A 1,127-nucleotide genomic window follows, 5' to 3' on the forward strand; every position below is an offset into this window, starting at 1 on the left:
GTTCGATCCGTGACCGCCGCCTGTCCATTGACCGTCCATACTCCCCGTTGCTCAGCTTGCTTTTCGGCCGGCTCGAGTTCGCCCAGTGCTGTCCGGAGAGTATCCGCTCGATGCTGAAACTCCCGTTCGAACCGTCGACAAGCGGTTTCGGTGGAAATCACCCAGAACTCCTTGGGAGAGGATTGCTGGACATCGACGAGTCCCCACTCGTGTAGCTCGTCGACTGCATCGTACACGCGAGTGCGTGGTACCTCCGACAATTGGCTCACGTCTCTGGCCGTCCCCGTGCCGAGGCTGGCGAGCGCGACGAACGTCCGCGCGGCGTAGGTACTCAGCCCGAACCGTTCGAGCTGCTCGATTGCGGCGGTCTCCGGCTCTTTGGATGGATTACCACTCATCGAGATACCAGCTCTGGATCAGTACGAATCCGGCCACGCAAGGTGGCCGGACCGGCACGCAGCAGTAAGGTGGTTGGGACACAGCACTGGACTGCGTGCCGGTCTAGAAGTTAGCCGCCATGCCGTATATCCTTTTTGTGATTAATCGGGTGACTTCTCAGTTTCATATTTTCTTCGAGTGTCCTCCCTCGAATCGCCGCATCTGACTGTAGTCACTAATATGGTTACAACAAAACGCGCGGTCTGTGAAATACCGGGTATTCACTCGCTCAGCGCCCGTTTCGCGGTCTATCGGTATGAGCCGTCATAATTGGAGTGACAATGCCTATCCGTTCTGGAACCCAACAGTCGAGTGAGTTTCCGGGGCTTCCCGGAAGGTTGGGACACATGGATACAAATGAAAGCGTGGAGGAAGCGATCGAGCTCCTTCAACAACTCGGGTTGAAAGAATACGAGGCGCGGTGCTTCGTCGGTCTCTCCCGTCTACGTTCGGGGACGGCAAAGAAACTCAGCGAGATGACCGAGGTTCCCCGAACACGGGTGTACGATGCGGTCCGAGTGCTGGAATCCCAGGGGCTCGTCGAAGTCCAACACTCGAGCCCACAGGAGTTTCGAGCCGTCTCCCTCAAGGAGGCGACCGAAACACTTCGTAACCAGTACGAAGCGCGCGTCGACCGGCTCGAGAACGCGCTCAACACGATCGACATCGTCGACGAGGGCGATGACACC

2 protein-coding genes are annotated in these 1,127 nt (G+C 57.9%); one reads left to right on the forward strand and one right to left on the reverse strand.

What is annotated here, in order from left to right; genetic code table 11:
- The coding region (locus ACFEMD_RS22010) for a TrmB family transcriptional regulator (protein ID WP_394743426.1) at positions 1-398 on the reverse strand (398 nt) is incomplete at its 3' end.
- Positions 399-785: 387 nt separating this feature from the next.
- On the opposite strand from ACFEMD_RS22010, the gene ACFEMD_RS22015 reads away from it, so the two are divergent.
- Positions 786-1,127, forward strand: a 342-nt coding sequence (locus ACFEMD_RS22015; protein WP_394743427.1) for a TrmB family transcriptional regulator, incomplete at its 3' end; no start/stop codon positions are given.

The sequence above is a fragment of the Natronococcus roseus genome (assembly GCF_043677095.1).
Lineage (GTDB): Archaea > Halobacteriota > Halobacteria > Halobacteriales > Natrialbaceae > Natronococcus > Natronococcus roseus.